The sequence below is a fragment of the Novosphingobium sp. 9U genome (assembly GCF_902506425.1).
Lineage (GTDB): Bacteria > Pseudomonadota > Alphaproteobacteria > Sphingomonadales > Sphingomonadaceae > Novosphingobium.
The window spans coordinates 1598790-1623238 of record NZ_LR732469.1 but is presented as its reverse complement, the minus strand read 5'-3'; the positions used below and the strand labels follow the sequence as shown (position 1 = coordinate 1623238).

Below are 24449 nucleotides of genomic sequence, written 5' to 3'. Positions count from 1 at the left end.
CATGACTCGCTTCGCGTTCGACATCCACGCCACCGACGGGCGTGCCCGCACCGGCCGCATTGCCATGAAGCGTGGGGAGATCCGCACGCCCGCATTCATGCCGGTCGGCACCGCGGCGACGGTCAAGGCGATGAAGCCGCAGGACGTGCGCGCGACGGGCGCCGACATCATCCTGGGCAACACCTACCATCTGATGCTCCGCCCCGGCGCCGAGCGAGTGGCGCGCCTGGGTGGACTGCACCGTTTCATGAACTGGGACCGCCCGATCCTGACCGACAGCGGCGGCTATCAGGTGATGAGCCTGTCCGATCTGCGTAAGATTACCGAAGAAGGCGTGACCTTCGCCAGCCACCTCGACGGCTCGCGCCACCTGCTCAGCCCCGAGCGCTCGATGGAGATCCAGCGGCTTTTGGGCTCCGACATCGTCATGGCCTTCGACGAATGCCCCAAGGTCGAGCAGGGCCGCGATGCGATCGCGCGATCGATGGAGATGTCGATGCGCTGGGCCCGGCGCAGCCGCGACGGCTTCGACGCCGGCGGCGAGCACGCGGATCGCTCGGCCCTGTTCGGCATCCAGCAGGGCGCGCTCGACGAAGGCCTGCGCCGCGAATCCGCTGATGCGCTGACCGCGATCGGCTTCGACGGCTACGCCATCGGTGGCCTGGCAGTCGGCGAGGGACAGGACGCGATGTTCGCGACGCTGGACTTTGCGCCCGGCCAGCTTCCCGCCGACCGCCCGCGCTACCTGATGGGCGTGGGCAAGCCCGACGATCTGGTTGGCGCGGTCGAGCGCGGCGTCGACATGTTCGACTGCGTCCTGCCCACGCGCTCGGGCCGCAACGGCCAAGCCTTCACCTGGAACGGCCCGCTGAACATGCGCAACGCCAAGCATGCCGAGGACACGGGGCCAGTGGACGATCGCTGCCACTGCCCTACCTGCACAACCTACACGCGGGCCTACCTGCACCACCTGATCAAGTCGGGCGAGATGCTAGGCGCCATGCTGCTGACCGAGCACAACCTCAGCTTCTACCAGCAACTGATGCAAGCCATGCGCGACGCCATCGGGGAACAGCGTTTTGCCGGATTCGCGGTCCAATTTCGCCGGGATTACCTGCGTACCGGTTGAAAATGCGGCACTAAGTGATTGACCCGGTGCGCGGCTACGGCAAATTGGCGTGCGACTACCGGGGGAATTCCATGAAGATGAAGCGATTTGCGCTGGCGCTCGCCGGCGCTGCACTGGTGCCGTACGCCGCCATGGCGCAGGAGAGCGATCTGGCTGCGCGCTTCGGTGCGATGCCGGGCATCCAGGACATCAGCATCTCTCCCAATGGCAACAAAATTGCGATCATTGCCCCGACTGCGACCGGCCAGGCTCTGCTCGTCGTCGATCGCGCGGGGGACAGCACGCTCAAGTCGATCATGCGTGCAGACCGCAAGGACGGGCAGCTGACCGCCTGCGTTTGGTCGACCGATCAGCGCATCGTCTGCACCGTTCACGGGATCATCAACGATGCGGGGCTGCTCCTGGGGTATACCCGCAACCTTGCCATCGATGCCGACGGTACCAAGCTGGTCAAGTTGACTGCGCGCGACAGCTTGAACGCGCAAGGGACGATGCAGAACGGCGGCACCGTGCTCGACTGGGACGTTGCGCAACAGCCCGGCACCGTGCTCGTCTCGCGCCAGTTCGTGCCCGATCGGACGACCGGCTCGTACATCGGATCGGATGCCAAGGGCCTGGGTGTCGAGGCGCTCGATACCGTGACCTTGCGCCGCACCATCGTTGAGCGGGCACGCCAGGATGCCGTGGAGTACATCTCGGATGGACATGGCGCGATCCGGATCGTCGGCTCGCAGGCGATTGCTGGCACTGGATACCTCTCCGGCCGTGTTCGCTATTCCTACCGTCCGCTCAACTCGCGCGAGTGGGCCCCGCTCTCCATCGTGAGCGTCGAGGGCGAGGGGCAGGGCTTCAATCCCTATGCCGTCGATAGCGGCAAGAACGTGGTCTACGGCTTTGACGACAAGGACGGCTATCAGGCGCTCTACAGCATCGCACTCGATCCTTCGCTGAAGAAGGAGCTGGTGCTGGCCCGTCCGGATGTCGACATCGACGGGCTGATCCGCATCGGTCGCGACGCCCGCGTGGTCGGCGCCAGCTACGCTACGGAGCGGCGCACGACCGAGTATTTCGACCCGGAACTGCGCAAGCTGAGTGCGGCGCTGGGCAAGGCGCTGCCGGGTCAGCCTCTCGTCAACATCGTGGACGCGAGCGACGGGGAGAGCAAGCTGCTGATCGTCGCCGCGTCGGATACCAATCCGGGAATGGTGTACTTGTACGACAAGGCATCGCGTAAGCTGGAGGAGATCCTGCCGATGCGCAGCGCGGTCGATGGCCTGACGCTCGCGCCGATGAAGCACATCACCTACAAGGCGGCCGACGGCACCAGCATTCCTGCTTATCTGACGCTTCCGGTGGGCAGCACGGGCAAGGGGCTGCCCGCGATCGTCATGCCGCATGGCGGACCATCGTCACGCGACGAGTGGGGCTTCGACTGGCTGGTGCAGTTCTATGCCGCGCGCGGCTATGCCGTGATCCAGCCCAACTATCGCGGTTCCTCAGGCTATGGCTCGGCCTGGTACCAGAAGAACGGCTTTCAATCCTGGCGCGTGGCGGTCGGAGACGTGAACGACGCCGGGCGCTGGCTCGTCGCGCAGGGCATCGCTGCGCCCGACAAGCTGGCGGCGGTGGGCTGGTCCTATGGCGGCTATGCTGCTTTGCAGAGTGCGGTGCTCGATCCGGACCTGTTCAAGGCGATCGTCGCGATTGCACCGGTGACCGATCTGGAGCGCTGGCGCCAGGAGGCCTCGCAATACACCTCGGGCGCGTTGGTCTCGCGCTTCATCGGGCAGGGTCCGCACGTGCGAGAGGGATCACCTGCGCAGAATGCACGGGCCTTCAAGGCGCCGGTGCTGATGTTTCACGGCGATCTGGACCAGAACGTGGGCATCGGCGAGTCGCGGCTGATGCGGAGCAGCCTGCAATCGGCCGGCAAGGAGGTCACCTTGGTCGAGTTCACCGGCCTCGATCACCAGTTGGAAGACGCCGCTGCTCGCAAGCGCCTTCTCTCCGAAAGCGACGCGTTCCTGCGCAAGAATTTAGGACTGTAGAGCTTCAGCCCGCGACTTCACCTCTGAACGAAGCTGGGGCGCAAATCCGAGAGGCTAAGGCCTCATCGTAATTGCTTGCCCTGAGTGGCAGGGTTCAGGTGGGAAGAGCCCCATACAGCGCGGCTACGCTGGCGTGAGTGGACCCCGTCCAGGTATCCCCCCTCAAAGGAGGATGAGCGGGTGAGGCGCGCTCATGTCATCGGGGCCGAACGGGCCCGCGTGGGGATTCAGTCGCGGAGCATCGCTCCGGCGACTTCCAGTTTCGTGCCCGGATAAGCGACGAACTCACCACTGCGATTGTCGAGGAAGCCGGCACCGATCACATGGGCGAAGCGCTTTGCGAGGCTGAGATCGGAATACCACTTGCCGGCGCGGTGAGGGGTGATGAAGCGATACTTGGACATGATATCGAGTTAACATTTCAGCCGCGTTCAGGTTCCCCGCATCCACCTGATCCGGCAGGCTTTCTCGTGCCCGTAGGGGCAACGATAGCGCGGCCAGGAGGTCATGCGCACACACGAAAAAGGCGGCCCACAAAGGCCGCCTCCAACGTGTTTCAGAGTGAGAGAACTCAGATCAGCGCGAGTAGAACTCGACGACCAGATTGGGCTCCATCTTCACCGGATAAGGCACCTCGTCGAGCGTCGGAACGCGCACGAAGGTGATCTTGTCGGTGCCGTCCTGCGAGATGTAGTCGGGCACTTCGCGCTCGGCCAGGCCCTGCGCTTCGATGATCAGCGCCATTTCCTTGGCTTTGTCGCCCAGGCTGATGACGTCGCCCACGAAGACGCGGCGGCTGGCGATGTTGCACTTCACGCCGTTGACGCGGATGTGACCGTGGCTAACGATCTGGCGCGCGGCGAAGATGGTCGGCGCGAACTTGGCGCGGTACACGACCATGTCCAGGCGTTGCTCGAGCAGGCCGATCAGGTTCTGGCCGGTGTCGCCCTTCATGCGCGAGGCAGTGGCGTAAGTCGCCTTGAACTGCTTCTCGGTCACGTCGCCGTAGTAGCCCTTCAGCTTCTGCTTGGCGCGCAGCTGGATGCCGTAGTCCGACACCTTGCTCTTGCGGCGTTGGCCGTGCTGGCCGGGACCGTAGCTGCGGCGGTTAACCGAGCTCTTGGGACGGCCCCAGATGTTCTCGCCCATGCGGCGATCGAGTTTGTGCTTGGCGCTATGGCGCTTCGACATAAGTCGTCCTTCGTCTATCTGCTGACGGCGCCACCGTGGCCCCGTCCAAAGTTTCCGGGTCGCACCGCTCGTTTAGAGCGCGGCCACCGCTTCACCGGAGTGCGGGGCCGAACGGACGAACCCACCCGCTGTGACGGGCGAGGTCCAAGTGAAGGCGCGCGTTTAGCGTGCAGCGCCCGAAAGTCAAGCACGCGGCCCCCTCGACGGCTGCGGGCGTGGAAGCTAGGGCTTGCGCCATGTCCTCATTCACTAGCGACACTACGCTGCCGCCCGATGCTTGCCAGTCCATGCGTGAAGTGCGCGCCGCCATCGATGCGCTCGATAACCAGCTGGTCGACATGCTTGCGACGCGGTTCGCCTACATGCGCGCGGCCGCACGGATCAAACCAGACCGCGGGCATGTGCGAGACGAGGGGCGCAAGGCCGAGGTGATCGCCAACGCGAAGGCTCGGGCCGAGGCGCTGGACCTGCCCGTCGAGGCGATCGGTGCGATCTGGGAGGGCCTGGTCGAAGCTTCGATCGCGTACGAACTGGACCACTGGGACAAGCGGCGGCAAGACTGATCTCCCACAAAGGGAGATGCCGATGAGCAAGCCGATCACCGGGCCAATGACGCTGGACAGGGTAGATCCGGAACTGCGGGTCGCGCTCGCCAAGCTTCCGAACGTACCGATCCGCGCTGCATGGTTCAGAGCGCTTGCGCCCTTGCTGATGAAGCTGCGGAAGGCTCCGGCGACGGCGGGCGTCTCGCTCGAGGTGCGCAAGGCCGCGCCTGGCTGTCGCATCTACCGTCCGAGTACGGTCCGCAGCACCGGAGCGCTGCTGTGGATCCACGGCGGCGGCTATGTCATCGGCTCGGCAGCCGTCGACGATGCCCTGTGTGGCCAGGTCGCAGCGGAGCTCGGCATCACCGTGGTCTCGGCCGAGTACCGGCTGGCACCAAGGCATCGCTATCCCGCTGCGCTGAACGATTGCCACGCTGTCTGGCGCTGGATGCTGGCCGAGGCGAGCGGCTTCGCGATCGATCCTCGGCGCATCGCCATCGGCGGAATGAGTGCTGGGGGCGGGCTGGCTGCCGCGCTGGTCCAGCGGGTGTGCGACGAGGACGGGCCAGAGCCTGCCGCGCAGTGGCTGATGGCGCCGATGCTCGACGATCGCACCGCGGCGCATCGCAACCTCGACGCCCTTGCGCACCCAGTTTGGGACAACGACCTCAATCGCTTTGGGTGGAGCAGCTATCTCGGTCGGGAGCCGGGCGCGGTCGAGGTCTCCTCCCATGCGTCGCCGGCGCGGCACGAGGACCTTTCGGGGTTGCCGCCGGCTTGGATCGGGGTGGGAGCGATCGAGCTCTTCCATGACGAGGACGTGGCGTATGCGCAGCGGCTTGAGGCCGCCGGTGTACCGGCGGCGCTGGAGGTGGTACCCGGTGCGCCGCATGGGTTCGAGGCTTGGGGCCGGGGCACCGAGGTCACCACGCGCTACCTGGCCAAATCCATCGCCTGGCTGGGTGGGCACGTGGGCTGACCGAACCTACCGGTCGCGCTTGTCGCGCTCCAACGTGCTGAGGATGCCCCGGAAGGTGCGCACCTCCAGGTGGTTCCACGCAGGTTTGGTCAGGAGGTTGCGCAAGGTCAGCCGGTTCGTCTCGGCGCGCGGTTCGGGCCAGAAGTAGTTCTTGGCGTCGAGCAGGCGCTCGAAGTGGCCGATCAGCCCTTCCAGCTCCTCCTGCGGCGCCGGTGGCAGCAGCTCCTCCACGGTCGGTTGCGACAGCCCGACCTGCTTCGACCATTCGTACGCACACAGGATCACCGCTTGCGCGAGGTTGAGCGAGGCGAACTCGGGATTGATAGGCACCGTCAGGATCGCGCGGGCGAGAGCGACGTCTTCCGTCTCCAGGCCGGAACGCTCGGGGCCGAAGACGTAGGCGGAGCGTCCGAGCTCGGCGTGAATCTCGCTCGCCGCCTGTTCCGGCGTGACGACAGGCTTGGTCACGCCGCGCTTGCGCACTGTCGTTGCGTAGACATTGACGCAATCGCCGACAGCCTCGGCCAGCGTGTCGTAGACCTTGGCGCCATCCAGCACCCCGTCTGCACCAGCGGCGGCCGGGCCGGCGCTGGGATTGGGCCAGCCGTCACGCGGGGCGACCAGCCGCATCTCGGTCAGGCCGAAGTTGAGCATGGCACGCGCGGCCTTGCCGATGTTCTCGCCCAATTGCGGGCGCACCAGCACGATGACGGGGGGCGGGCTCACAGGTCGGCCGCGAGGGGGCCGATGCCGCGCACAGTGCTGGCGAACTCCTCGAAGTCGCGAGCCTCGCTGAAGTCGCGATAAACTGAGGCGAAGCGGATGTAGGCGACCGAGTCGAGCTGGCGAAGGCCGTCCATCACCATTTCGCCGATCTGCAGCGAAGAGACCTCGCTCTCGCCCAGCGTTTCGACCTGGCGCTGCACGCCCGAGACCAGCCGGTCGATCTTCTCACGATCGACGCTGCGCTTGCGGCACGCGAGGGCGACCGACTGCTCGATCTTCGAGCGGTCGAACGGCTGGCGAGAGCCGTCGGTCTTGACCACGGTGATCTCGCGCAGCTGGACGCGCTCGAAGGTCGTGAACCGCGCGCCGCAGCTGCCACACTGGCGGCGGCGGCGGATCGAGGTGTTGTCTTCGGTCGGCCGACTGTCCTTGACCTGCGAATCCTCGTGGGCGCAAAAGGGACAGCGCATTCAGGTACTCTGCATCAGTCGGGGCGAACCCTTTTGTAGAACTGGTAACCCGCGCCGGCGGCAAGACCGACCGGGATCGTCACGAACGGGAGAACGACTGCCGCGACAGCGCCGATTGCGCCCCAGGCGAGCACGGGCTTGGTCGAGGGATGGTTCAGTCCGTCCTGCAGCATGCCGGCCAGTTCCTGGCGGGCGTCGGTCAGGAAGTCACCTTTGGGTGCGTTGGGATCGGTCATGGTCAGAGGTCCTCATAGATGGGAAAGCGTTCACACAGCGCTTCTACGCGCGCGCGGACCGCTTGTTCCACCTGACCGTCACCTTCATCGCCATTGCGCGCCATGCCGTCGACCACCTGGACAATCAACTGGCCGATCTCGCGGAACTCTTCCTCGCGGAAACCGCGGGTGGTGCCGGCCGGCGTGCCGAGGCGGATACCCGAGGTGACGAAGGGCGAACGCTTGTCGAACGGCACGCCGTTCTTGTTGCAGGTCAGCCAGGCGCGATCGAGGCCCTTCTCCGCCGCCTTGCCGGTCACGTCCTTGGCGGTGAGGTCGACCAGCATGAGGTGGTTGTCGGTGCCGCCCGAGACCACCGAGAGCCCGGCGTCCTCGACGCTGGCCGCCAGCGCGCGAGCATTGGCGACGATCTGGTGCGCGTAGGCCTTGAACTCAGGCTTGAGAGCATCGGCGAAGGCGACAGCCTTGGCGGCGATCACGTGCACCAGCGGCCCGCCCTGAAGGCCGGGAAACACCGCGGTGTTGAACTTCTTGGCGAGTGCCTCGTCGTTGGTGAGGATCACTCCCGAGCGGGGGCCGCGCAGCGACTTGTGCGTGGTGGTGGTTACCACGTGGGCATGCGGGAAGGGCGAGGGGTGCGCGCCGCCCGCGACGAGTCCGGAAAAGTGGCTCATGTCGACCAGCAGCCAGGCGCCCACCTCGTCCGCGATCTCGCGGAAGCGCTGAAAATCCCACACGCGCGAGTAGGCTGTGCCGCCCGCGATGATCAGCTTGGGCTTGGACTCGCGCGCGATGCGGGCGACCTCGTCCATGTCGATCAGGTGGTCGTCCGGGCGCACGCCGTAGGGCACGGGATTGAACCACTTGCCACTCATGTTGACCGGCGAACCGTGGGTGAGGTGCCCGCCCGAGTTGAGGTCGAGGCCCATGAAGGTGTCGCCCGGCGTCAGCAGCGCCAGGAACACGGCCTGGTTCATCTGGCTGCCCGAGTTGGGCTGGACGTTGGCGAACTCGCACCCGAACAGCTGCTTGGCACGCTCGATCGCCAGGGTCTCGACGACGTCGGCGTACTCGCAACCGCCATAGTAGCGCTTGCCGGGATAGCCCTCGGCGTACTTGTTGGTGAACACCGAGCCGGTCGCCTCGAGCACGGCCTTGCTGGTGATGTTCTCGCTGGCGATCAGCTCGATCTTGGTCTGCTGGCGCTTCAGCTCGCCGCGGATAGCGGCGAAGACTTCGGGGTCGGCCTGTTCCAGGCTCGCGCTGAAGAAGCCGGCGGAGCGGATCGGGGCCATCGTGACAGGGGCGTCGGTGACGGTGCTCATGCGGCGGTCTCCTCGGTGATCTTGGGGTGAGTTAGCTTGTCGACGCGGCCAGCGTGGCGGCCACCGCCGAACTCGGTCGAAAGGAAGGCGTCGAGGCAGGCCTTCGCCATGTCCACGCCGGTCAGGCGCGCGCCCATGGCGATCGCGTTGGCATCGTTGTGCTCGCGCGCCAGGGCAGCGCTCAGCGGTTCGCCGACGAGCGCGCAACGCAGCGCCGGGTGGCGGTTCACCGCGATCGATATGCCGATGCCTGAACCGCACAGCGCCACGGCACGCTCGACTGTGCCATCCGCAACCACTTCGGCCAGCTTGTAGCCATAGTCGGGATAGTCGACTCGGTCGGCCGTTGCGGGACCCAGATCGGCAACCTCGTGGCCGAGTTCGATCAGGTACTCGCGCAGTTCCGCCTTGAGGTCCACGGCGGCATGGTCGGAAGCGATGGCGATGCGCATGGGCGCGATTCATCCTTGCGGGGTCTGGTCCGCGCCCCATAGTCGCAGCCGGCCGATATGGCCAGTGCCCCGCATGACGGCACGGTTGGATCGTCAACCGCATCGCGCTAGAGGGCCACCATCGAGGCTCCGCGCGCGGCGGCGCGACAGGTCGCCGCCCCCCGCCTCACCGACTTGCAGCGATCCGGGAAGCCATCAGCCATCATGCAACAAGCCGACGCGCACGAAGCCACACCCCAGGTCAGCCCTGCGCGGCGCCGCCGCCGCATCGATCATGTTCGCGTGATGGCGCGCCGCCATGGCCCCACCTCGCTGCTGTGGCGACGGCGGCAGGCGACACTGCTGGGCGCTATCGCGTTGGGGCTGGTCGCGCTGGTCTTCGCCGAGGCGGGTGACTGGGCAAGTCGCATGTTCCTGCGCATGGTCGCGGCCTACTGGTGGTCGCCCCTGATCGTCACCCCGCTCGGTTTCGTGGTGCTCACCGCGCTGACGCGCCGCTTCGCGCCGGACGCGCGAGGGTCGGGTATCCCGCAAGTCATGGTGGCCCGGCGCGCTCCCGAGGCGGCGATCCGCTCGCTGGTGTCGCTGCGCACGGCCCTCGGCAAGTTCGGGCTGACCGTCGGGGCCTTGCTGATCGGAGCATCGACGGGGCGCGAGGGGCCAACGGTCCAGATCTCCGCCGCGATCATGGCGCGGGCGTACAAGCTGTTCCGGGTGCCGCTCGGCCCGGCGGTGATGGTCGCGGGCGGCGCGGCCGGCGTCGCCGCGGCGTTCAACACGCCGCTTGCGGGCGTGACCATCGCCATCGAGGAGCTTGCCGCCGCGTACGAACAGCGCATGACGCTGCTGGTGATGGTGGCGGTGCTGGTCTCGGGCATGGTGAGCCTGGGGATCGCGGGGGATTACACCTACTTCGGTGTCGTCGCCGTGGGTCTACCTTTCCAGCAGGCGCTGGTGATCGCGCCGGTCGCAGGTGTCATCGGCGGCCTGGCGGGCGGATTGTTCTCGAGAGCCTTGCTGCGGGGCACGCTGTCGCAGGCACGACCACTCGCCTGGCTGAGAGCCCGGCCGATCCTGACGGCGCTGCTGTGCGGCCTTGTCATCGCCGTGATCGGCTGTGCGACGGGCATGACCTGGGGCACGAGCTACGAGCCTGCGCGCGAGATCATCGAGGGCAGCCACAGCCCCTACTGGTTCGGCCCGGCCAAGGCGCTTGCCACCTTGGCGACGTCGCTATCGGGTGCGCCCGGCGGCGTCTTCGCGCCGTCGCTGGCGGTGGGCGCAGGGCTGGGCGATCTGCTCAAGCCCTTGTTCCCTCTGGCGCCGGGCGGCGCTGTGGTCCTGCTCGGCATGGCCGGTTACTTCACCGGTGTCGTGCGTGCGCCGCTCACCTCGGTGGTGATCCTCTCGGAGATCACCGGCAGCCACGCGCTGTTGCTGCCGCTGCTGGCGACGGCGCTCATCTCCGATGCGGCGGCGGGCCTCGTCTGCCGTGAGCGGCTATACCACGGCTTGTCGCGTGCGTTCAGCGCGCATCCGGTCTAGCGCCGAGGTACATCACTGGATCTTGGCGAGGCCAGGATCGCCCATGAACGTGGCGGGCATGCCGGCCTTCATTTGCGAGGCCACGGTGGTCATCAGCTTGTCCATCATCTCCTCGCGCCGTTCGGGCGGGAAGGCGGTGTCGACGATGCCATGTGCCAGCGCGAGCGCTTCGGGCGAGCTGGCGGTAGCGGCGGCAGGGTTCGCAGCCGCTTGAGCCGAGGCCTGGCTGGCGAGGAGCAGCATGGACGCCGCAAGCGCAGCCGTCCTGATCGTGATCTTCATCTGCTTTCTCTCCAGCTGACAGGTCGCATCACGATACGAAAACACCCGCAAGCTCGAGGCCTGCGGGCGTATTGGTTCGTGTATCTAATGAAGATTACTGGTCCAGGAACGAGCGCATCTTGCGGCTCCGGCTTGGGTGCTTGAGCTTCCGCAGCGCCTTGGCCTCGATCTGGCGGATGCGTTCGCGCGTCACCGAGAACTGCTGGCCGACTTCCTCCAGCGTGTGATCGGTGTTCATGCCGATGCCGAAGCGCATGCGCAGTACACGCTCCTCTCGAGGAGTAAGCGACGCCAACACTCGCGTGACCGTTTCCTTGAGGTTTGCCTGAATCGCGGCGTCCACCGGGATGATCGCGTTCTTGTCCTCGATGAAGTCGCCCAGATGGCTGTCTTCCTCGTCGCCGATCGGCGTTTCGAGGGAGATCGGCTCCTTGGCGATCTTCATCACCTTGCGCACCTTCTCGAGCGGCATGCTCAGGCGTTCGGCCATTTCCTCCGGCGTAGGCTCGCGGCCCTGCTCGTGGAGGAACTGGCGGCTGGTGCGCACCAGCTTGTTGATCGTCTCGATCATGTGGACCGGGATGCGGATGGTCCGCGCCTGGTCGGCGATCGAGCGGGTGATGGCCTGCCGGATCCACCAGGTGGCGTAGGTGCTGAACTTGTAGCCGCGGCGGTACTCGAACTTGTCGACCGCCTTCATCAGACCGATGTTACCTTCCTGGATCAAGTCCAGGAACTGCAGGCCACGGTTCGTGTACTTCTTGGCGATCGAGATCACGAGCCGCAGGTTCGCCTCGACCATCTCCTTCTTGGCGATACGCGCTTCGCGCTCGCCCTTCTGGACCATGTTGACGATGCGGCGGAACTCGGGGAGCGCCATGCCAGTGGCGGCGGCAATGTCCGACACCTCCGAACGGATGCGCTCGACCGGATCGGCCTCGCTCTGCGCGAAGGCCAGCCACTTCTTGTCCTTCTTGCCCATCTCGGCAAGCCAGGTGTCGTCGAGCTCGCGGCCCACGTAGGACTCGAGGAAGTCCGCGCGCTTCACCTTGTGGCGCTCGGCCAGTCGCAGCATCTGACCGCCGAGTGCGGTCAGGCGGCGGTTGAAGGCGTAGAGGTTGTCGACCAGGTACTCGATCTTGGTCGCGTGGAACTTGACCGATTCCACTTGCGCGGTGAGGTCTTCACGCAGCTGGTGGTACTGCTGCTCCTTGGCGGCCGGGAAGTCGATGCCGAGCGCCAGCGCATCGAGCCGCTCGGACTGGAGCTTCTCGAACGCTTGGAACATCTCGGTAATCTGGGCGAACTTCTCAAGCGCGTCAGGCTTGAGCGCCGCTTCCATCTGCGCGAGGCTGAGGGTGTTGTCCTCCTCCTCTTCCTCGGCAGGACGCTTGGCGCGGCGTTCGATGCCGTCCTCGTCCTCGTCCTCGGACGTCTCGGGCTCTTCCTCGACCTCCTCTTCCTCCTTGAAGGAGGGGCCCGCGGTGGCCTCGCTGATCTCGCCGTCGCCTTCCTCGGCGTCGTCGGTCAGCGTTTCGGGCGCAGGTTCCTTGGAGAGCATGGCGTCGAGATCGAGGATCTCGCGCAGCTGCATCTCGCCGTTGTTCAGCGCCTCGGACCACTGGATGATCGCGTGGAAGGTGATCGGGCTCTCGCACAGGCCCAGGATCATCATGTCGCGGCCGGCTTCGATGCGCTTGGCAATGGCGATCTCGCCCTCACGGCTGAGCAGCTCGACCGCGCCCATCTCGCGCAAGTACATACGCACCGGATCATCGGTGCGCTCGATGGTTTCCTTCTTTTTGGCAGGGTCGACGTTCTGGCGCGGCGCCGAGCCATCTTCCTCGCCATCGGCGTCGTTGTCCGGCTCGTCCGCCTCGCGGTCGTCCTCGCCGTCGGCACCCTCGTCGTTCTCGACGATGTTGACGCCCATCTCCGAGATCGCGGCCATGATGTCCTCGATCTGGTCGGTAGACATCTGGTCCTGCGGAAGGGCCTCGTTCAGCTCGTCATAGGTGATCACGCCACGACGCTTGGCGCGCGCGATCAGCTTCTTGATCGTCCCCTCGTTGAGGTCGATCAGCGGTGCGTCGCTGCCGTCGGAATTGTTGTCGCCGCCGTTGGTGTCGTTCTTGCTCATTCTACCGCCGTGTGATCCTGCTGCCTGGCTATTTTACGAACCGGCTGCATGTCTCGTCGCCATTTGCCTGAGACGATTGTCAAATTCCAGCTTTCTCTTGAGCAACCGTTGTTGCTCCGAAAAAGCTTCTTCGGACAACTCGCTTTCGAAACGTCCCGTCGCTCTCGCAAGGGCTGCTTCGAGCGCTGGCCGTTCGACCAGAAGTTCTATCGCCTGCGCCAGTTCGGCCGCGGCCTGAGCTTCGTTCACCTCGGGCTGGAGAAAGCCGAAGCGCAAGTCGGACCATGCGGACGGGCCGTGCAGCTCCAGACCGTGTTTCGCCAATATGGCGCTGAGAGCCTCGCTTTCAAGCGGGTGCGCCGAGTCGCAGCAGTCGACCAGCACACCGAAGCGGCGGTCGAGACCATGGGTGGACATCAGGGTCTCGGCATGCCGATGGATCTGGCCAGGCCAGCGCACCAGACCCGCCAGGATCGCCGCGGAAAGCGTGTCGCGGCTGCCGTCCGTCGCCCGGTTGAGCCGCGCGATCGACTGCGGGTCCGAGGGCGCAGGTCCAGGTTGGAAGCCGCCGCGTCTGCCGGGCTGGGGCTTTCCGCGCGGCGTGAAGGGACGGTCCTCGCGCCGTGGAAAGGCGAACGCCGAGTACCGGTCCATCAGCTCGCGCTTGTAGAGGCCGGCGACGTCCTGGTGCGCGATCGTTTCGACATGCGCCATCAGCCGGGCCTTGAGGCCGGCCTTGGCCTCGGGCGTGGTCAGCGGCACGGCGTCGTGCTCGGCCTCCCAGAGCACGTCCACCAGCGAGCGCGCACCGGCGAGCAGGGTCTCCATGGCGGGCTTGCCCTTGGCCTTGAGCAGGTCGTCCGGGTCGAGACCCTCGGGTAGGCGCACGATGCCTAACGAGTGCGCCGGCCGGAGCAAGGGCAGGGCACGGGTGACCGCGCGCATCGCCGCGCGCTGTCCGGCGGCGTCGCCGTCAAAGCACAGGATCGGCGTCTCGACGTGACGCCACAGCAGCTCGATCTGCTGCTCGGTGAGCGCGGTGCCCATCGGCGCCACGCACTCGCCGATGCCGGCGGCGGCGAGCGCGATCACGTCCATGTAGCCCTCGACCACGATCATGCGGCCGGACTGGCGGGCGGCGGGCGCGGCGCGGTGCAGGTTGTAGAGCGTGCGGCCCTTGTCGAAGAGCGGCGTGTCGGGCGAATTCAGGTACTTGGGCGCATCCGTCTTGCCCTTGGCGAGGATGCGTCCGCCGAATGCGATGACCCGTCCGCGCGTATCCTCGATCGGCAGCATGAGGCGCCCACGGAACCGATCGTACGGATCCTTGCCATCGACCGCGATCCGCAGGCCCGCCTCGATCAGCTTGGCCTCGGGGAAGCGGGAGAGGGCGCCCTTCATTGCTTGCCGTCCCTCCGGCGCGAAGCCGAAGCCGAAGCGCTGTACGGTGTGCGCGTCGAACCCGCGGGTGGCGAGATAGGCGCGCGCCGCCTCACCCTCTGACGCCGTGAGCTGGGCCACGAACCACTCCTGCGCGGCGGCCATGACATCGTGCAGGGTGTCGCGCTTCTCGGCCGCCTTGGCCGCGCGCGGATCGGGCGCGGGGACATCCATGCCGGCTTCGGCGGCGAGTTCCTTCACCGCATCCATGAAGGAGAGGCCCTGCTGGTCGGTCATCCAGCGGATCGCGTCGCCATGAGCCGAGCAGCCGAAACAGTGATAGAAGCCTTTCGCGTCGTTGACGTGAAAGCTCGGGGTCTTCTCGTTATGGAACGGGCAGCAGGCTTTGAACTCGTTGCCGACCTTCTGGAGGCGCACGGTACGGTTGATCAGCGCCGAGAGGGTGACGCGCGATCGGAGCTGGTCGAGCCATTGGGGGGTTAGCATGGAGAACCTCCGATCCGCGCACACGAGGACGTCCACAAACTCCCCTCCCGCTTGCGGGAGGGGCCGGGGGAGGGCATGTCCGCCAAGACCCGCTTTATCCTGATAAGCACACCCTCAAGGTTATCGAGCACATCGGAATTCCAGAAGCGGATCACGGTGTAGCCTTGCTGCTCCAGGAACTGCGTCCGACGCTCATCATATTCCTTGTTCATGGCGTGTTGTCCGCCATCGATCTCGATGACGAGCCGGCGTTCGCGCGAGGCGAAGTCGCAGATGTACTGCCCGACCGGAAATTGCCGGTTGAATCTGAAGCCTGCGAGCTTGCGAGCGCTGATCGCACGCCACAGCTTACGCTCGGCTTCCGTGGCATCTCGGCGCAGCTCGCGTGAGCGGGCGGTCGGGCGGGAGTAGGCTTTATCCTTGTAGTCCAACAAGCCCTCCCCCAGCCCCTCCGCCGGCGGGAGGGGAGTTCAATGAGCGCCGGCCTGCGGGCGGCGCGCGCTGGCTTTAGGCCAGCGCTTCCTTAACCCACCCGCTCGCCTTGCCCATATCGAGCACCGCGCCGTGACGCGCCTTCAGTTCGGCCATGACCTTGCCCATGTCCTTCAGGCCACCCGCACCCAGTTCACCCTTGATCGCCTCGATCGCCGCCTTGGTCTCGGCTTCGGAGAGCTGCTGCGGAAGGAACTCCTCGATCACCACCAGCTCTGCCTTTTCCTCCTCGGCCTTCTCGGGGCGGCCGCCTTGCTCGAACAGCTGGATCGATTCGCGGCGCTGCTTGACCATCTTCTGCAACACTTCGATCACCAGCGCGTCGTCGTCCGGCTGCGCAGAGGCCGTGCGCAGTTCGATGTCGCGGTCCTTCACCTTGGCGAGGATCAGGCGCACCGCGGCCAGGCGTGGCTTGTCGCCCGACTTCATGGCGGAGATCTGGGCGGCCTTGAGAGTATCGCGGATCATCGTGTCCCTAGCATTTCTGGATGGTGTTGTGGCCGGCCAGATAGGGGCAAGGTCACGCAAAATCCATCGCCTGCCTTGACGTAAGCTCCAAGCAGGACTAGCCGCCGCCCCTTAGCACCCATTGTCAGAACCGCCTACCGGAGCGACCCCTCATGGCCGACGCCGCCCCTTCGCACGCGCCAAAACCAGACGGCGCAACCGGCGTGATCGTCCTCGCTGATGGTCACGTCGTCTGGGGCCGCGGGTTCGGTGCAACCGGCGAAGCGGTGGGCGAGCTGTGCTTCAACACTTCGATGACCGGCTACCAGGAGGTGATGACCGATCCCTCCTACGCCGCGCAGATCGTCACCTTTACGTTCCCGCACATCGGCAATGTCGGCATCAACGACGAGGACCACGAGTCGAATGTCGACGGGGCGGTCGGCATGGTCGTACGCGAGGACGTGACGCAAGCCTCCAACTTCCGCTCGCGCGGCGAGCTGGGCGCATGGCTGCAGAGCAAGGGCAAGATTGGGCTCGCCGGCGTTGATACCCGCGCGCTGACGCGCCGTATCCGCCTCTCGGGCGCGCCCAACGCGGTGATCGCGCACCATCCCGATGGCCAGTTCGACATCCCCGCGCTGGTGCAGCGCGCGCGCGACTGGCCGGGGCTCGAAGGCATGGACCTCGCCAAGATCGTCAGCCGCGAGATCGAGGAGCAGTGGGAAGGTTCCACCTGGACGCTGGGCACCGGCTACGGCCGCTCCCCGCATGACGTGCGGCCGCATGCTGTGGCGATTGACTATGGCTCCAAGGACAACATCTTCCGCAATCTGGTGAAGGCCGGTGCGCGAGTGACGGTGGTGCCGGCGGAAGCCACGCTGGAAACGATCCTGGCGCTGAAGCCCGATGGCGTGTTCCTCTCCAACGGTCCCGGCGACCCGGCGGCGACCGGCGCCTATGCCGTGCCGGTGATCCGCGCACTGCTGGAGCGGGACATCCCGGTGTTCGGTATTTGCCTGGGGCACCAGCTGCTCGCGCTGGCGGCGGGTGCGAAGACGCTAAAGATGTTCCAGGGCCATCGCGGCGCCAACCACCCAGTCAAGCGACTGACCGACAGCGTGGTCGAGATCACCTCGATGAACCACGGGTTCGCAGTCGATAACGACAGCCTGCCCGAAGACGTGATCGCAACCCACGTCTCGCTGTTCGATGGTTCCAACTGCGGCATCTCGCTGAGCGGCAAGCGCGCCTTCAGCGTGCAGTACCACCCAGAAGCGAGCCCGGGGCCGCAGGACAGCTTCTACCTGTTCAAGAACTTCGTCGAAATGATGCAAGAGGGAGTGCCGGCATGAGCGAGTCCGAACTGGTCGACCACATGATCGCCTATTACGTCGCGGGCCCTGCCAACGACCTCAACATCGCGACGCGCTGGTACCCCTACGGCGAGCTGGTGCTGATCATCGAGGACAAGTTCTCGGTCGCGGTGCGCAAGTTCGGCACCAAGGTGCGCGGCAAGTCGAAGCTGGCCGGCACCAAGTTCCTCGACGCCATGATCGCCAAGGGCGTGTGGGAGACCAAGCAGAACGACTTCGGCGGCTCCATGCACCAGTTCCAGACCGACAAGTTCCGCGCCGTTGTGGCGGAGCTGCAGGCGAACGATCCGATCATTGTGAAGGCCAAGGCGGAAGGTCCGGAGTACTGGGACAAGGCTTTCGCTGAGCTGGTCGGCTGATTGATGATAGCTGGCGTCACCTTTCTTCCCCCCTCCCCGGCGGGGAGGGGTTGGGGGTGGGGGAGCCAGGCCGCTAGGCCTGGCGTCCACGCCAGCGTGGGTACACCCACCTCCCAAGCTCCTCCCTCAAGGGAGGAGGAGCTAGATGCGGTTCCTGGCGAGATCGAGTTCCTGCAGCAGGATTGTCAGGACTCCCTCGGTGTTCTGCAGCACGTCGTTGTTCCAGAAGCGGATCACGCGATAGCCGTGCAGCTCTATGACCTGAGTGCGGACTTCATCGGCAGCGTTGTCGGCGTGCTGTCCACCGTCCAACTCGACAGCAAGCTTCAAGGATCGGCACGCGAAATCCACCACATGCCGCCCAATCGCGAATTGCCGCGTGAACTGAACCCCAAGCTGGCTCGCGCGCAAGTGCGACCACAACCGCTTCTCCGCTTCGGTCGGTTCGCGCCGCAGCTTCTGCGCCACGGGCGTCATGCGCTTCTTCAACGTCCTGAAACCCCCACCCCGACCCTCCCCCTTCAGGGGGAGGGAGTCGCCACCAAGCTCAAGGTAGCAGCATAGTGCCCAAACGCACCGACATCTCGACCATCCTCGTCATCGGCGCGGGGCCCATCATCATCGGCCAGGCGTGCGAGTTCGACTATTCGGGCACGCAGGCGATCAAGGCGCTGCGCGAGGAGGGCTATCGCGTCGTCCTAGTGAACTCGAACCCGGCGACGATCATGACCGACCCGGACATGGCCGATGCCACGTACATCGAACCGATCACGCCCGAAATCGTCACACGCATTATCGAGAAGGAGCGGCCGGACGCGCTGCTGCCGACGATGGGGGGCCAGACCGCGCTCAACTGCGCGCTGGCGCTGTTCAACGACGGCACGCTCGATCGCCTGGGCGTGCAGATGATCGGCGCCAATGCGGACGCGATCGACAAGGCCGAGGACCGCCAGCGCTTCCGCGAGGCGATGGACAAGATAGGGCTTGAGTCCGCGCGTTCCGTCGTGGCGCACACGCTGGAAGAGGCGATCGCCGGGCTTGAGACCACCGGGCTGCCCGCGATCATCCGCCCCAGCTTCACGCTGGGCGGCACCGGCGGCGGCATCGCCTACAACAAGGCCGAATTTGAGGCGATCGTGCGCTCGGGCCTCGATGCCTCGCCAACCACCGAAGTGCTGATCGAGGAATCGCTGCTCGGCTGGAAAGAGTACGAGATGGAAGTCGTGCGTGATCGGCACGACAACTGCATCATCATCTGCTCGATCGAGAACGTCGATCCGATGGGCGTCCACACGGGCGACTCCATCACTGTCGCGCCGGCGCTGACGCTGACCGACAAGGAATACCAGATCATGCGGAACGCCAGCATCGCGGTGCTGCGCGAAATCGGCGTGGAAACAGGCGGTTCGAACGTCCAGTTCGCAGTCAATCCGAAGGACGGTCGCCTGATCGTCATCGAGATGAACCCGCGCGTCTCGCGCTCCTCGGCGCTGGCGTCGAAGGCGACCGGGTTCCCGATCGCGCGCGTCGCGGCCAAGCTGGCGGTCGGCTACACGCTCGACGAGATCATGAACGAAATCACCGGCGCCACGCCGGCGAGCTTCGAGCCGACGATCGACTACGTCGTCACCAAGATCCCGCGGTTCGCGTTCGAGAAGTTCAAGGGCGCCGACCCGCTCCTCACGACCGCCATGAAGTCCGTCGGCGAAGTCATGGCGATCGGCCGGAACATCAAGGAGTCGATGCAGAAGGCCTTGCGCGGCCTGGAGACCGGACTTGACGGCTTCAACCGCGTGCCGGCGCTGGAAGGCGCGGGCAAGGACGTGATCACTGCGGCGCTCGCCAAGGCGACGCCAGACCGGCTGCTCGTCGCCGCGCAGGCCATGCGCGAAGGACTGAGCGTCGAGGAGATCCATGCGATCACCCACTTCGACCGCTGGTTCCTGCGCCACATCGAGGAGATCGTCGCTGAGGAAGCGAAGATCGCCAAGGACGGCCTGCCGATCGACGCCGCCGGTCTGCGCCGCGTCAAGGCGATGGGCTTCTCCGACAAGCGCCTCGCCAACCTGGCGGTCCGCTCGGTCGGTGTCGCGGGTGGTCTGGCCGAAACCCAGGCGCGCCGTTCCGGCCTGCTGCACGACGCGCTGCGCGCCATGGCCGGCGCGACCAGCGAGGACGAAGTGCGTAAGCTGCGCCACAAGCTCGGCGTGCTGCCGGTCTTCAAGCGCATTGACAGCTGCGCCGCCGAGTTCGAGGCGATCACGCCCTACATGTACTCGACCTACGAAGCGCCGATCTTCGGCGAGCCCGAGGACGAGGCGATGCCGTCCGACCGGCGCAAGATAGTGATCCTGGGCGGCGGTCCCAACCGCATCGGCCAGGGCATCGAGTTCGACTACTGCTGCGTCCACGCATGCTTCGCGCTCGCCGAAGCTGGGTTCGAGACGATCATGGTCAACTGCAATCCTGAGACCGTCTCGACCGACTACGACACCTCGGACCGCCTCTACTTCGAGCCGCTGACGGCCGAGGACGTGCTGGAGATCCTGCGCGTCGAGCAGCAGGCGGGCGAACTGGTCGGCGTCATCGTGCAGTTCGGCGGGCAGACCCCGCTCAAGCTGGCGCAGGCGCTGGAGGACGCGGGCATCCCGATCCTCGGCACCTCCCCCGACGCCATCGATTTGGCCGAAGATCGCGAGCGGTTCGCCGCCATGGTCACCAAGCTGGGCCTCAAGCAGCCGGCGAACGGCATTGCCCGCAGCCGCGACGAGGCCGTCGCCGTGGCCAACCGCATCGGCTACCCGGTGCTGATGCGCCCCAGCTACGTGCTCGGCGGCCGGGCGATGGAGATCGTCGACAGCGAACAGCAGCTCGACAACTACATCACCACGGCCGTGCAGGTGTCCGGCGACAGTCCGGTGCTGATAGACCAGTACTTGCGCGATGCGATCGAGTGCGATGTCGATGCGCTGTGCGATGGTGAGCAGGTCGTCGTCGCTGGTGTCATGCAGCACATCGAGGAAGCCGGCATCCACTCGGGCGACAGCGCCTGCACGCTGCCGCCCTACAGCCTCTCGCCCGAGATCGTCGCCGAGATGGAGCGTCAGGCCGAGCTGCTCGCCATGCGCCTGGGCGTGCGCGGGCTGATGAACATCCAGTTCGCGGTGAAGGACGGCCAAGTCTACCTCATCGAGGTGAACCCACGCGCCAGCCGCACCGTGCCGTTCGTCGCCAAGGCGATCGGCCAGCCTGTCGCCAAGATCGCCGCGCGCGTCATGGCGGGCGAGAAGCTCAGCACCTTCCCGCCGTTCAAACGCGACCTGCCGTACATGGCGGTCAAGGAAGCGGTGTTCCCGTTCAACCGCTTCCCCGGCGTCGACCCGGTGCTCAGCCCCGAGATGAAGTCGACGGGCGAGGTCATGGGCATCGATGCCGATTTCGCCACCGCCTTCCTCAAGGCACAGCTGGGCGCGGGCATGAAGCTTCCGGAGAGCGGTACCGTGTTCGTTTCGGTCAAGACGGGCGACAAGCCCGTCATCTTGCCAGCCGTGAAGGAGCTGGTCGCCATGGGCTTCCGCATCATCGCGACTTCGGGCACCCAGCGCTACCTCGCCGACGCGGGGCTACCGGTGGAGCTGGTGAACAAGGTCGCCGAAGGACGCCCGCACATTGTCGACAAGATCGTCGATGGCGAAATCGCACTGATCTTCAACACCACCGAAGGCTGGCAGAGCCTTCAGGACTCGCAGGAGATCCGCAAGTCAGCGCTCGCGGGCAAGGTGCCGTACTTCACCACGGCGGCTGCCAGCAGGGCCGCGGCACAGGCGATTTCGGCGATGCGCGGCAGCCAGCTTGAAGTGCGATCACTCCAGGATTATTATAGCTGAAACCATTCTCGCCTCCCCACATTATTAGCGATCAACCCGCTCCATCTGCGAGCGGACAGGGGACTAGTCGCGGCGCGTGTGGTACCCCGCCGGCTGCGGCGCCAATACAAGGATGAAAGCGAAGCAAATGGCCAGTGTCGAGAAGTTGCCGATGCTCGCGGAAGGCTATGAACGGCTGACCGCTGAACTCAAGGCCTTGCGCGAGGAACGCCCGCGCATTGTCGACGCGATCGAAGAAGCGCGCGCGCACGGCGATTTGTCGGAAAATGCCGAGTACCATGCCGCCAAGGAGCGTCAGGGCCAGGTCGAGGCGTCGATCGCCGACCTGGAAGACAGGGTTACCCGCGCGCAAATCGTCGACCCGGCGAGCCTTTCGGGCGACAAGATCATCTTCGGCGCCACCGTGACGCTGCTCGACGACGACGACAAGCCGGTGAAGTACCAGATCGTCGGCCCTTACGAGGCGGACGCCAAGATCGGGCGGATCAGCTACAACTCGCCGCTCGGCAAGGCGCTGATCGGCCGCAAGGTCGAGGATGAGGTCGAGGTGACGGTGCCCTCGGGCGACAAGTTCTTCGTGGTCGAGAAAATCGAGTTCATCTGAAGCGAGATAAAACGTGAGCGCCGGGGCGGGCTTCAAGAAGCTCAGCCCTGGCGGTCATTGTGTAAGTCGACCAGCTTGACAACGTTGGGATCGCTTTGTGTTCGGCAGCGGTTTACGCGCCTGCCGCTTGGGCTGAGCTTGTCGGAGTCAGCTACCGGCGTTTGCGGTTTGCACGCAACCGGCAAGCCTCTATCGTCACGCACAACCCTCGACGTAGGCAAGTTCAGGCATGATCCCGACGTGGATCGCCTTGACCTTGCCGTCATGGCCGATCTCGAAGCGAAGTGCGGACTCGCTGTGCTCGGCATTGGGCGCGGTTAGGTACTTGGCGGGTGAAGCCTCGTACTTGTGCGGCTCCTCCCGGAAGCTCGGAAAGGTGCTCTTCACCTCGGCTTCGCTCGCGCCCACGCCAATTCCTTCGACGAGCTCGACGTCCGAGCGTTGCCCAACCGTCACGCGGCGCACGATGCCACGCGCGACAATGGCGTAGACGCCCGGGTAGTCGGGCGAAGTCACCGTCCGGCATGTATCGCTGGCTTGCGCTCCGCGCTATGCCCAGCTGCTGGCCTTGGGCACCGGCTTGCCCACACGAAGATCGCCGAGCCCCTCGAGAGCGAGGACGTGCGCAGCGCTCGCAGACGCGTCACCGGCCGGTGTGGAGGGGCTGGTCGGTTCAGCAGTCGGAGCCGGCTCCGCTGACGAGGGTGCTGCACTCTGCGTCTGCGTGGCGGTGTCCGGAGCGGAACGCTCGGACGAGCAGGCGGCGAGCGCCAGGGACAGGGCGGCAAGGCTGGATGGCAGCGCGAGGCGATAAGTCATGGTCACGACAACGGTCCGGGGCGGTTGATGCTCCAGACCGTTGCGGTGGACCGGTCAGGCCGCCAGTTCCGTTTCCTGCAGCAGGTCCTTACTCATGGCGTAATTGTGGATCGGCACGCCATCGAGCAGGAAGTCCTGCCGCTCGTCGACTTGGTATCCGGCCGCCAGGAACACCGGGCGCGCCAATTCGCTCGCGTCGGTAGTGATGGTCGACAGCCCCTGCGAGCGGCCGAAAGCGCTCGCCTCCTCGACCAGGCGAAGGGCGTGGCCCTGCCGCACATGATCGGGATGGCAGTAGAGCATGTCGAGATGACCATCCGCTTCAAGCAGCGTGAACGCCGCGGGCGCGCCATTCTCGGCGAAGGCGATGGTGATGCGATCGCCATAGTCGTGCCACTCGAGCCACTCGCTCGCTTCACGCGTCTTGGTGGCCCAGGCGGCGACTTGCGCGGGGTTGTACGCCAGCGGCCCGACCTTCGTGATCGAGGCGAGGTGGATGTCCCGGAGCGCATGTTCGTCGCCCGGCCGAAATGTCCTGATCACCGGGCTGTGGTGTCGGTCGGCAGGTCGGGCTGGAGCAGGCGGTGCAAGTGCACGATCACGTACTTCATCTCGGCATCGTCGACGGTGCGCTGGGCGCTTGCGCGCCAGGCATCCTCAGCCGAGGCGTAGTCCGGGAAGACGCCGACGATGTCTAGCGAGCTGAGGTCGGTGTATTCGAGCGTGCGCGGGTCCTTGACCCGGCCGCCCATCACAAGGTGGAGTTTCTGCATGGGGAGGAGCCGAAATCCTTACGAGGGTGAGGGCGACCCCTACGCGCACGCTGCCCCGGTGTGCAACCCTCAGCCGCGGATACGCGCCCTTACGCCGTGCGCTTTGTCCAGTATGCGGTCAGCGACGCTGGTCGAGGCCGCTGGAACGCCGAACAGCTTGCTCGACTGCACCAGTGCCTTGTCACCCAACTGGCTGAGGCGGTCGGACGCGCGGCCCCCCAGATCCTCGGCACGAACGGCAGCGACATGGCCGAGACGTTCCGCACGCTCGGCAGCTGCATGGCCCAGCACGGTCGCGGTGCCGAGTGCAGCAACGCCCAGCTTCTCGGCCCGGGCAATGGCCTTCTCGCTCAGCTTCTCGGCGCGCTCGGCGGCCTTTTCGCTCAACTTTTCTGCCCTGGAGGCGAGCAGTGCCGCCTTCTTGCGCGCAACCGCGCTACCGTCTTCCGCCTCGTCGACCGCATCCTGTCCGAACGACAGCGCGGCGGCAGCACCAGCCTCCGCATAACGATAGGCTTTCTTCGCGAAGCGGCGGCTGAAGCTACGCGGGATCAAGGCGCTGATGGCGAGACCCACGGCAACGCCGCCGACGACGGTGAGCACCGGATGTTCCTTGACGAAGCCGATCGCCTTTTCGGACGGGGTGGTCGCCTCGGGACGCTTGGGCAGGGCCACGACGTTGGTCGACGTGGTCTCGGCATTGGTGGCGGGCACGGCTTTGTTCTCGGATGCCATCG

At 65.8% G+C, this 24449-nt stretch carries 27 protein-coding genes; 9 read left to right on the top strand and 18 right to left on the bottom strand.

The window, feature by feature from the left end:
- The first annotated feature begins 1 nt into the window (after position 1).
- Both tgt and GV044_RS07505 read left to right on the top strand, forming a co-directional pair.
- Positions 2–1129 carry a tRNA guanosine(34) transglycosylase Tgt gene (tgt, locus tag GV044_RS07510; protein WP_159867578.1) on the top strand — a complete coding sequence of 376 codons (1128 nt, stop codon included), beginning with the start codon at positions 2–4 and terminating at the stop codon, positions 1127–1129.
- Positions 1130–1200: 71 nt separating this feature from the next.
- Positions 1201–3177 (top strand): S9 family peptidase, encoded by a 1977-nt coding sequence (locus GV044_RS07505; RefSeq protein WP_159867575.1) that lies wholly within the window; start codon positions 1201–1203, stop codon positions 3175–3177.
- 227 nt (positions 3178–3404) lie between these two features.
- Here GV044_RS07505 and GV044_RS21810 read toward each other — a convergent pair whose 3' ends face one another.
- Both GV044_RS21810 and rpsD read right to left on the bottom strand, forming a co-directional pair.
- Entirely contained in the window at positions 3405–3581 is a 177-nt protein-coding gene (locus tag GV044_RS21810) for a hypothetical protein (protein WP_184242299.1), read from the bottom strand.
- A gap of 172 nt (positions 3582–3753) precedes the next feature.
- Positions 3754–4368 (bottom strand): 30S ribosomal protein S4, encoded by a 615-nt coding sequence (gene rpsD / locus GV044_RS07500; RefSeq protein WP_159867572.1) that lies wholly within the window; start codon positions 4366–4368, stop codon positions 3754–3756.
- Positions 4369–4604: 236 nt separating this feature from the next.
- Between rpsD and GV044_RS07495 the strand changes: the two genes are divergently transcribed.
- Both GV044_RS07495 and GV044_RS07490 read left to right on the top strand, forming a co-directional pair.
- The gene (locus tag GV044_RS07495; protein ID WP_159867565.1) at positions 4605–4931 is read left to right on the top strand and encodes a chorismate mutase; all 327 of its coding nucleotides are present in this window, start codon (positions 4605–4607) and stop codon (positions 4929–4931) included.
- Between the two features lie 22 nt (positions 4932–4953).
- Positions 4954–5892 carry an alpha/beta hydrolase gene (locus GV044_RS07490; protein ID WP_201299028.1) on the top strand — a complete coding sequence of 313 codons (939 nt, stop codon included), beginning with the start codon at positions 4954–4956 and terminating at the stop codon, positions 5890–5892.
- A gap of 6 nt (positions 5893–5898) precedes the next feature.
- Here GV044_RS07490 and GV044_RS07485 read toward each other — a convergent pair whose 3' ends face one another.
- From GV044_RS07485 to rpiB, 5 genes are read right to left on the bottom strand one after another with little or no spacing between them, the layout of a single operon-like run.
- Positions 5899–6618, bottom strand: a complete 720-nt coding sequence (locus GV044_RS07485; protein WP_159867562.1) for an RNA methyltransferase — start codon at positions 6616–6618, stop codon at positions 5899–5901.
- Entirely contained in the window at positions 6615–7088 is a 474-nt protein-coding gene (gene nrdR / locus GV044_RS07480; protein WP_159867559.1) for a transcriptional regulator NrdR, read from the bottom strand. The genes GV044_RS07485 and nrdR overlap by 4 nt, the downstream gene beginning before the upstream one ends.
- 14 nt (positions 7089–7102) lie before the next feature.
- Entirely contained in the window at positions 7103–7324 is a 222-nt protein-coding gene (locus GV044_RS07475; RefSeq protein ID WP_159867556.1) for a hypothetical protein, read from the bottom strand.
- A gap of 2 nt (positions 7325–7326) precedes the next feature.
- Entirely contained in the window at positions 7327–8649 is a 1323-nt protein-coding gene (gene glyA / locus GV044_RS07470; protein WP_159867553.1) for a serine hydroxymethyltransferase, read from the bottom strand.
- Positions 8646–9101 (bottom strand): ribose 5-phosphate isomerase B, encoded by a 456-nt coding sequence (rpiB, locus tag GV044_RS07465; RefSeq protein ID WP_159867550.1) that lies wholly within the window; start codon positions 9099–9101, stop codon positions 8646–8648. The genes glyA and rpiB overlap by 4 nt, the downstream gene beginning before the upstream one ends.
- A 204-nt stretch (positions 9102–9305) precedes the next feature.
- Between rpiB and GV044_RS07460 the strand changes: the two genes are divergently transcribed.
- Positions 9306–10646: a chloride channel protein gene (locus tag GV044_RS07460; RefSeq protein ID WP_371741580.1), complete on the top strand. Its 1341-nt coding sequence runs from the start codon at positions 9306–9308 to the stop codon at positions 10644–10646.
- 12 nt (positions 10647–10658) lie between these two features.
- On the opposite strand, the gene GV044_RS07455 is transcribed toward GV044_RS07460, so the two are convergent.
- The 5 genes from GV044_RS07455 to GV044_RS07435 all read right to left on the bottom strand — a co-directional run bounded on the left by GV044_RS07455 (position 10659) and on the right by GV044_RS07435 (position 15915).
- On the bottom strand, positions 10659–10928 hold the full coding sequence (locus tag GV044_RS07455; RefSeq protein ID WP_159867547.1) for a hypothetical protein: 270 nt from the start codon (positions 10926–10928) through the stop codon (positions 10659–10661).
- Positions 10929–11022: 94 nt separating this feature from the next.
- A complete protein-coding gene (rpoD, locus tag GV044_RS07450) occupies positions 11023–13068 on the bottom strand; it encodes an RNA polymerase sigma factor RpoD (RefSeq protein WP_159867544.1) in 2046 nt (681 codons plus the stop codon).
- A 33-nt stretch (positions 13069–13101) separates the two neighbouring features.
- Positions 13102–14955, bottom strand: a complete 1854-nt coding sequence (gene dnaG, locus GV044_RS07445; protein ID WP_159867541.1) for a DNA primase — start codon at positions 14953–14955, stop codon at positions 13102–13104.
- Positions 14949–15386, bottom strand: a complete 438-nt coding sequence (locus GV044_RS07440; RefSeq protein ID WP_159867538.1) for an endonuclease domain-containing protein — start codon at positions 15384–15386, stop codon at positions 14949–14951. Before GV044_RS07440 ends, dnaG begins: the two co-directional genes overlap by 7 nt.
- Positions 15387–15462: 76 nt before the next feature.
- Positions 15463–15915: a GatB/YqeY domain-containing protein gene (locus tag GV044_RS07435; protein ID WP_159867535.1), complete on the bottom strand. Its 453-nt coding sequence runs from the start codon at positions 15913–15915 to the stop codon at positions 15463–15465.
- A 152-nt stretch (positions 15916–16067) separates the two neighbouring features.
- Here GV044_RS07435 and carA point away from each other — a divergent pair, with 152 nt between their 5' ends.
- Positions 16068–17249: a glutamine-hydrolyzing carbamoyl-phosphate synthase small subunit gene (gene carA, locus GV044_RS07430; RefSeq protein WP_159867532.1), complete on the top strand. Its 1182-nt coding sequence runs from the start codon at positions 16068–16070 to the stop codon at positions 17247–17249.
- Positions 17246–17629 (top strand): hypothetical protein, encoded by a 384-nt coding sequence (locus GV044_RS07425; protein WP_159867529.1) that lies wholly within the window; start codon positions 17246–17248, stop codon positions 17627–17629. Before carA ends, GV044_RS07425 begins: the two co-directional genes overlap by 4 nt.
- Positions 17630–17770: 141 nt before the next feature.
- Here GV044_RS07425 and GV044_RS07420 read toward each other — a convergent pair whose 3' ends face one another.
- Positions 17771–18106 carry an endonuclease domain-containing protein gene (locus tag GV044_RS07420; RefSeq protein WP_159867526.1) on the bottom strand — a complete coding sequence of 112 codons (336 nt, stop codon included), beginning with the start codon at positions 18104–18106 and terminating at the stop codon, positions 17771–17773.
- A gap of 86 nt (positions 18107–18192) precedes the next feature.
- Here GV044_RS07420 and carB point away from each other — a divergent pair, with 86 nt between their 5' ends.
- On the top strand, positions 18193–21516 hold the full coding sequence (carB, locus tag GV044_RS07415) for a carbamoyl-phosphate synthase large subunit (protein WP_159867523.1): 3324 nt from the start codon (positions 18193–18195) through the stop codon (positions 21514–21516).
- Between the two features lie 127 nt (positions 21517–21643).
- Positions 21644–22120, top strand: coding sequence for a transcription elongation factor GreA (gene greA / locus GV044_RS07410; protein ID WP_159871042.1), 477 nt, complete (start codon positions 21644–21646; stop codon positions 22118–22120).
- A gap of 195 nt (positions 22121–22315) precedes the next feature.
- On the opposite strand, the gene GV044_RS22095 is transcribed toward greA, so the two are convergent.
- From GV044_RS22095 to GV044_RS07390, 5 genes are all read right to left on the bottom strand, one after another.
- Entirely contained in the window at positions 22316–22636 is a 321-nt protein-coding gene (locus GV044_RS22095) for a hypothetical protein (protein WP_236554776.1), read from the bottom strand.
- Between the two features lie 33 nt (positions 22637–22669).
- Positions 22670–22939: a hypothetical protein gene (locus GV044_RS22090; protein ID WP_236554775.1), complete on the bottom strand. Its 270-nt coding sequence runs from the start codon at positions 22937–22939 to the stop codon at positions 22670–22672.
- A 54-nt stretch (positions 22940–22993) separates the two neighbouring features.
- Positions 22994–23482, bottom strand: a complete 489-nt coding sequence (locus tag GV044_RS07400) for a GNAT family N-acetyltransferase (RefSeq protein WP_159867520.1) — start codon at positions 23480–23482, stop codon at positions 22994–22996.
- Complete coding sequence (locus GV044_RS07395; protein WP_159867517.1) at positions 23479–23712, bottom strand: DUF4170 domain-containing protein; 234 nt, start codon at positions 23710–23712, stop codon at positions 23479–23481. The genes GV044_RS07400 and GV044_RS07395 overlap by 4 nt, the downstream gene beginning before the upstream one ends.
- A 69-nt stretch (positions 23713–23781) precedes the next feature.
- Positions 23782–24447 carry a hypothetical protein gene (locus GV044_RS07390; RefSeq protein WP_201299027.1) on the bottom strand — a complete coding sequence of 222 codons (666 nt, stop codon included), beginning with the start codon at positions 24445–24447 and terminating at the stop codon, positions 23782–23784.
- Positions 24448–24449: the final 2 nt, after the last annotated feature.